Source organism: Pseudogemmobacter bohemicus (assembly GCF_003290025.1).
GTDB lineage: Bacteria > Pseudomonadota > Alphaproteobacteria > Rhodobacterales > Rhodobacteraceae > Pseudogemmobacter > Pseudogemmobacter bohemicus.
Genome location: NZ_QNHG01000002.1, coordinates 278820 through 285884, shown reverse-complemented (window position 1 = coordinate 285884; position 7065 = coordinate 278820). Strand labels below are relative to the sequence as shown.

The 7065-nt window shown below is 61.4% G+C and carries 7 protein-coding genes; all 7 read left to right on the top strand.

Annotated features, from left to right (window positions below):
- Positions 1–71 precede the first annotated feature (71 nt).
- The 7 genes from DRF71_RS09370 (at position 72) to DRF71_RS09340 (ending at position 7005) form a co-directional block, all read left to right on the top strand.
- Positions 72–911, top strand: a complete 840-nt coding sequence (locus tag DRF71_RS09370) for a shikimate dehydrogenase (RefSeq protein WP_112310318.1) — start codon at positions 72–74, stop codon at positions 909–911.
- Positions 908–1510, top strand: coding sequence for a dephospho-CoA kinase (coaE, locus tag DRF71_RS09365; protein ID WP_112310317.1), 603 nt, complete (start codon positions 908–910; stop codon positions 1508–1510). The genes DRF71_RS09370 and coaE overlap by 4 nt, the downstream gene beginning before the upstream one ends.
- Positions 1503–2201: a DNA polymerase III subunit epsilon gene (dnaQ, locus tag DRF71_RS09360; RefSeq protein ID WP_112310316.1), complete on the top strand. Its 699-nt coding sequence runs from the start codon at positions 1503–1505 to the stop codon at positions 2199–2201. Before coaE ends, dnaQ begins: the two co-directional genes overlap by 8 nt.
- A gap of 109 nt (positions 2202–2310) precedes the next feature.
- Positions 2311–3120: a flagellar motor protein MotB gene (locus DRF71_RS09355; RefSeq protein WP_112310315.1), complete on the top strand. Its 810-nt coding sequence runs from the start codon at positions 2311–2313 to the stop codon at positions 3118–3120.
- A gap of 97 nt (positions 3121–3217) precedes the next feature.
- Positions 3218–4543 carry a flagellar hook protein FlgE gene (locus tag DRF71_RS09350; RefSeq protein ID WP_112310314.1) on the top strand — a complete coding sequence of 442 codons (1326 nt, stop codon included), beginning with the start codon at positions 3218–3220 and terminating at the stop codon, positions 4541–4543.
- A 6-nt stretch (positions 4544–4549) separates the two neighbouring features.
- Positions 4550–6004, top strand: coding sequence for a flagellar hook-associated protein FlgK (flgK, locus tag DRF71_RS09345; protein ID WP_112310313.1), 1455 nt, complete (start codon positions 4550–4552; stop codon positions 6002–6004).
- Positions 6005–6099: 95 nt separating this feature from the next.
- A complete protein-coding gene (locus tag DRF71_RS09340) occupies positions 6100–7005 on the top strand; it encodes a flagellin (RefSeq protein ID WP_157971010.1) in 906 nt (301 codons plus the stop codon).
- The last annotated feature ends 60 nt before the right edge of the window (positions 7006–7065 follow it).

Genomic DNA, 7065 nt, shown 5'->3' with positions numbered 1-7065 from the left:
AGGTTCACGATTCTGGGCCTGCCACTGCTGCCATTGCTGAACTGGCTTTCGCTGAGAGGGGATATTCCCGCATGACTGACCATCCGCGCATCCCGCTGGCCGGTGTGATCGGCCACCCGATTGCGCATAGCCGCAGCCCGGCGCTGCATGGCTACTGGCTGAAACGCTATGGCCTGGCGGGACATTATATCCCGATGGATGTGGCACCCCAGGATCTGCAGCATGTGCTGCGTACCCTGCCGCAAATGGGGTTTGTCGGCGCCAATATCACCATCCCGCACAAAGAGGCGATCCTGAAGATCGCCGATATCATCACCGACCGCGCGGCGCTGATCGGGGCGGCCAATACATTGATCTTCCGCAAGGATGGCAAGATTCACGCCGATAATACCGACGGTTCGGGCTTTATCGCCAATCTGCGCCAGAATGCCTCCTGGTGGGAGCCCTCAGCCGGTCCCGCCGCCGTGCTGGGCGCTGGTGGGGCTGCGCGGGCGGTCGTTGCCGCACTGATCGAGGTCGGCGCGCCCGAGATCCGCATCGTCAACCGCACCCGCCCCCGGGCCGAGGCGATGCGCTCGGATTTCGGCGCCAAGGTTGTGGTCTGGGACTGGACCCATGTGGGTGAAATGATCGAGGATTGCGCGACGCTGGTGAACACCACCTCGCTTGGCATGACCGGCAAGCCGGATCTGGTCGTCGATCTGGACCGGATCAACCCGCGCTGTCTTGTCACCGATATCGTCTATGCACCGCTGAAAACCAATCTGCTGATCGAGGCCGAAGAGCGCGGCTGCACCGTGGTCGACGGGCTGGGGATGCTGCTTCACCAGGCGGTGCCGGGGTTCGAGCGCTGGTTCGGGAAACGCCCGGTGGTGGATGAGGAAACCCGTCTCGCGGTCTTACAGGCATGAAGGCTTTCCGTCTCGGCCTGACCGGCTCCATCGGCATGGGAAAATCGACCACGACTGCGATGTTTTCTGCAGCCGGGATCCCGGTCTGGGATGCCGATGCCGCCGTGCACCGCCTTTATGCGCCGGGCGGTAAAGGGGCCGCAGCTTTGGCCAATGCCTTTCCCGAGGCGGTCTCGGATAAGGGTGTTTCCCGTGAAACACTCAAATCCCTGCTGTCGGCTGATCCGTCGCGGCTTGCCGGGCTGGAAAGCCTGATCCACCCGCTGGTTGCCGATGACCGCGCCCAATTCCTGACCTCTGCTGCCAGCGATATCGTGCTGCTGGATGTGCCGCTTCTGTTTGAAAAAGGCATTGACGCGGAATGTGATGCAACACTTCTGGTTACTGCACCGCCGGGCCTGCAACGCGCCCGGGTCCTCGCCCGCCCGGGCATGACAGAGGCTCAGCTCGACCTGATCCTGTCGCGCCAGATGCCAGATCACGAGAAACGCGCCCGTGCCACCCATATCGTCGAGACCCTGTCAATCGACAGCACCCGCGCCTATGTACTGGCGCTGATCGTGCATCTGCGCGAAGGAATGGCGGCGGAAAATGCGTGAAATCGTCCTTGATACCGAGACTACCGGTTTTGACCCCGAACAGGGCGACCGTATTGTCGAAATCGGCGGGGTGGAGCTGTTCAACCACCTCCCCACCGGTAAGGTCTATCACCAATATATCAACCCCGAACGCGATATGCCGCAGGGCGCTTTCGAGGTGCACGGGCTGAGCACAGAATTCCTCAGCGACAAGCCTGTCTTCGCGCGGATCGGCCAGGACTTTGTCGATTTCGTCGGTGACGCGAAACTGGTGATCCATAACGCCGCTTTCGACATGAAATTCCTGAATTATGAGCTGAAACGAATGGGTCTGGGTGAGATCCCCTGGGCCAGGGCCATCGACACGCTGGCAATGGCGCGGCAGCGCTTTCCGGGATCGCCCGCCTCGCTCGATGCGCTTTGCCGGCGTTTCGGCGTCGACAATTCCCGGCGCGAGAAACATGGCGCGCTGCTCGACAGTGAAATCCTAGCAGAAGTCTATCTGGAGCTGGTCGGCGGGCGGCAGCCCGATCTGGTGCTGGCGCCGACCCGCGTGGGCAGTCCGGCCGGCGGCGCTCAGATCAGCGATGACTGGCGCCCCCGCCCGCGCGCAAATGCGCTGTCGCCCCGGATCAGCGAGGCGGAACTGGCCGCACATGAGGCTTTCATCGCGAAACTGGGCGAGGCCGCGATCTGGCGCAAACGCAGCTGAGCCCGGCAATCCGGGCATTTTCAGGACTATTCCCTAAAAAACAGCACTTTAAGGCGTTCTTCATTCCGACCTGACATCCTGGCCCCGGGTGAGTGGAAAGGGTGACGGGATGGCCGGGCAAGGCAATGCTCAGCCAGTCATCATCAAAAGGAAGAAAGTTATCTCGGGTGGCGGCCATCATGGCGGCGCCTGGAAGGTTGCCTATGCGGATTTCGTAACCGCAATGATGGCGTTTTTCCTGCTGATGTGGCTGCTGAATGCGACGACAGAGAAACAACGCAAGGGGCTGTCGGATTATTTCAATCCGTCGATCCCGCTCAGCCCGGTTTCGGGTGGCGGTGATGGCACGCTGGGCGGCGAATCGATTTTTTCCGAGGAAGAGCGGGTTGCCAATGGCAGCGGCGGCCTTGCCAGCCAGGCCGGCTCTGGCAAGGCAGAGGAAAAGGCCCAGGCCGAGGCGATGAAAACCGTTGAAGAGGCACTGTTTGACCGTGGCGGTGAAAGCCGCACCATGGAACAGCTGATGCGCCATGTCGTCACCCGGGTGACCGATGAAGGCCTGGTGATCGAGCTTTTCGACCTCGATGATGCGACCCTGTTCAAGGGCAACACGGTCGAGCCGCAACAGGTGACCATACGTCTTGCCGGAATGCTGGCCGAGGTGCTCAATCTGACCGCCAATGGCCTCGCGGTGAATGGCTATGTGCAAAGCTATCCCGTTACTCTGGTTGAAAATCCCGGCTGGGAACTGACCGCCGGCCGTGCCCGTGCGATGCGCAGCCTCTTGCAGGAATCCGGCATTCCGGCGACCCGCTTCAGCCGGATCGGCGGCTTTGCCGACCGCAAGCCTGCCGTGGCCGATCCTGCCGCGCGGCGCAACAACCGGATCGAAATCGTCCTTTTGCGTACGGACAGATAGCCCGAACGGGTAATCGCTACAATTTTATCTGTTAGCGGAAAATTCAGCCCTGGCGGTCAAGTCTGTCGCAAGCTCATTCAGAAGAAAGGTGCGACTGATGACGATTTCTTCCGCGCTCAATGCCGGCGTAGCCGGGCTCAGCGCCAATGCGACCAGGCTTGCTACCATCTCCGATAATATCGCGAATTCAGGCACTTTCGGCTATAAGCGTGCCCATGCTGAATTCTCCAGCATGGTGATCACGAATAATCGCGGCTCCGGCACCTATTCGGCGGGTGGGGTTCGGGCTTCGACCATGCGCCTGATCGAGGAGCGCGGCGGCCTTGTCGGTACCTCGCATCCGCTGGATATCGCGGTTTCCGGGCGGGGCATGCTGCCGGTGATCAATGAGGTGTCGCTGGGCACCAATTCGGTTGACCGGGCGCTGCTTATGACCACGACCGGCTCGTTCCGGACCGATGCGAACGGCGTGCTGAAAACCGAATCCGGCCTGGTTCTTATGGGCTGGCCGGCAACTTCGGATGGTTCGATCCCGGTTTTCCCGCGCGATACCATCGCGGGGCTGGTGCCGGTCGTGATCAATGCGAACCAGACCGCCGGCGACCCGACGACCCAGATCACCGCCGGGGTGAACCTTCCCGCCACGGGGACCGAGGCCGGTGCCACCGGCGATCCCCTGCCCTTCGCGATCGAATATTTCGGCAATCTTGGCACATCGGAATCGCTTGATTTCACTTTCACGCCGACGGTGCCGGCGACAGGCAGCGCGCCCTCGAACACCTGGACCATGGTGATCCGCGATTCGGCCAGCAACAATGGGATCATCGGGGAATATGTTCTGACATTTGATGATTCCCGCGCCGCTGGTGGTACGCTGGCGACCGTTGCAGCGGTTCCGGCGGTTCCTGCCTGGCCGGCTTATGACGGGGCTACCGGAACCCTGCCGTTGACCGTGGCCGGCGGCCCGATGAGTGTTGCCATCGGTCGTGTCGGTGATCCGAATGGTCTGACCCAGCTTTCCGATGATTTTGCACCGGTGCAGATCACCAAAGATGGCTCTCCGGTCGGCAATCTCACCACGGTCGAGATCAATCAGAACGGTTATATCATCGCGACCTATGATACCGGGTTCAACCGTGTGCTCTACCAGATCCCGCTGGTCGATGTGCCCAATCCCAATGGGCTGATCTCGCTGCACAACCAGACCTATCAGGTCTCGCCGCAATCGGGATCCTTCTTCCTCTGGGATGCCGGTGATGGTCCGACCGGCTCGGTCGAGGGCTATGCGCGTGAAGGCTCCACCACCGATGTCGCGGCCGAGCTGACCTCGCTGATCCAGACGCAGCGTGCCTATTCCTCGAACGCCAAGGTCATCCAGACCGTCGATGAAATGCTGCAGGAAACCACCAATATCAAACGGTAAGGCAAAATGAGCATCACCTCGGCCCTTAATTCCGCGCTGACCGGACTGACCGCCACCTCGCGCCAGGCCGACGCGGTGTCCTCCAATGTCGCCAATGCCACGACACCGGGCTATGCGCGCCGCTCGGTCTCCCTTTCCGCGCTGAGCCTTGGCGGCTCAGGCCAGGGTGTGCGGGTGGTCGGCATCACCCGCCATGCCGATCTCTATCTGATCAATGACCGGCGCGGCGCCCAGGCAGCGGCCGGCGAAAGCGCGACGAAAGCCGGCTTTCTCAGCCGGCTGGAATCGATCATCGGCACGACCGAGACGCTGGGATCTCTTGTGTCGCGCGTGAATACGCTGGACGCGACCCTGCTCGAAGCGGCGAGCCACCCCGAATCCGAGGCACGCCTCAGCGCAGCGGTCACAGCGGCGAGGGCCCTTGCCACCGGGTTGAACGATGCAAGCGATGCGGTTCAGGCCGAGCGCCTCAAGGCGGAAAAAGCCATCGCGTCTGCGGTGGAAAGCCTGAATTCCAGCCTGCAGCAGGTTCAGGAGCTGAATCGGATGATCGCCAGCCATAGCGGGTCCGGTCGGGATGCTTCTGCATTGATGGATCAGCGCCAGCAGGTGATCGACAGCATAGCCAGTATCGTTCCGGTCAAAGAAATGGCGCGGGATGGCAATCAGGTGGCGCTGATCACCGCCGGGGGGGCGGTTCTCCTTGACAGCAGCGCCCCAACCATCGGCTTTACCGAGGTTAATACAATCGTTCCCGAAATGACCCAGGCGAGTGGCGGCCTCTACGGGCTGACAATCAACGGCAAGCCAATGGCCACTTCGGGCAGTGCAAGCATGATCCTCGGGGGCGAACTCGGCGCATTGTTCGCGGTGCGCGATGAACTGGCCGTCGAAGGTCAGGCCATGCTCGATGCCATGGCGCGCGACCTGGTTGAAAGGTTCAGCGCTGCAGGTCTCGACCCCACTCTGATCGCCGGCGCACCGGGCCTCTTTACCGATGGTGGCCTTGCTTTTGACCCGGCGGATGAGATCGGTCTGGCCTCGCGCATCACGCTGAATGCCGCCGTCGATCCCAGACAGGGCGGAGATGTCTCAAAACTGCGGGACGGCCTTGGTGCTGTTACGACGGGTCCTGTTGGCAATTCCACCTTGCTCAATGCACTTTCCTCGGCAGTCAATTCGAGCCGCACGATTGCGTCGCCGATTCCGGGCGGGACCAGAAGTCTTGCCGGCCTGGCCTCGGCGATCCTGTCCCGGACCTCGTCCCAGCGCGTCACGCAGGAGACAGAGCAGACCTATACTGCCGCCAGATATACCGCGCTTTCCGATATCGAGGCGGCCTCCGGCGTCAATACTGATGAGGAACTCCAGTCATTGCTGGTGATCGAAAAGAACTACGCCGCCAATGCGCGGGTCATTCAGGTCGTGGATGAAATGATCAAAACTCTGCTGGGACTTTGACCATGGAACGCATCAGTTCAAACCCCTTTCTGACACCGGCGCTTCTCAGACAATCTGCTGAACTTCGGGCCGGTCTGCAAAAGGCAACGCAGGAAATGACCACGGGCAGGCTCACTGATCAGGGTAAAGCTTTGCGCGGTGATTTCTCTGCCCTGGCGGCCACAGACCACGCGCTCGCGCGGCTGTCGGGTTTCGCTGCGGCCACGACCGAGCTCACATTGATGGGTGAGACAATGCAGCGCGCGCTCACCGTCATCTCCGACGCGGCGACCGAACTCGGTACCAACCTTTTGCGTACAACCAGTGGCGCGACTGCGGCGCAGCTTTCGGCCATCACCTCTACGGGGTCGCGGGACTTCAACACCGCCATCACCGCGCTGAACACCCGTCTCGCGGATAAATCGGTCTTTGGCGGGGACGCATCTGATCGTTCGGCCCTCCCCGACGCCGAGACCATCCTTGCGGCGCTTGAGGTGTCCATCGCCGGTGTTACGGATGTCGAGGATCTGTCCGACCAGATTGACGCCTGGTTCAGCGGCAGCACAGGTTACGAGGCTCTTTACTCGGGAGGGCAGGCGCGCGCCGGGCTCACAGTGGCGCCAGGGGAAATGGCGACACTTCCCTTCACTGCGCTTGATCCGGCCATTCGCGATACTCTGGCAGGCATAGCAAAGGTTGCGCTGCTTGACCGTGGGCTGCTGGATGGCGACCACACTGCACGTTCTGCCCTGGCGTTGACTGCTGGACAGGATCTTTTCAGCTCGTCGGAGGCGCGGACCGTTCTCTCGGGGCGGATCGGAACGGTCGAACAGCAGCTATCACAGGCACAAAGCCGGAATTCTGCAGAAAAATCAGCGCTTTCTCTGGCTCGCAACAGCCTGACCGAGGCCGATCCCTATGAGGCATCTGTGCGACTGAAAGATATCGAGGGCAGGCTGGATGCCTTTTACGCCATCACCAGCCGTCTGTCGCAACTTAGCCTGACGGGATATCTTCGGTGAGACTGTCCCCGCTTCTCCGCACGTTCTTTAACGGGCTGGCACTGCTGACCCTCATTCTCA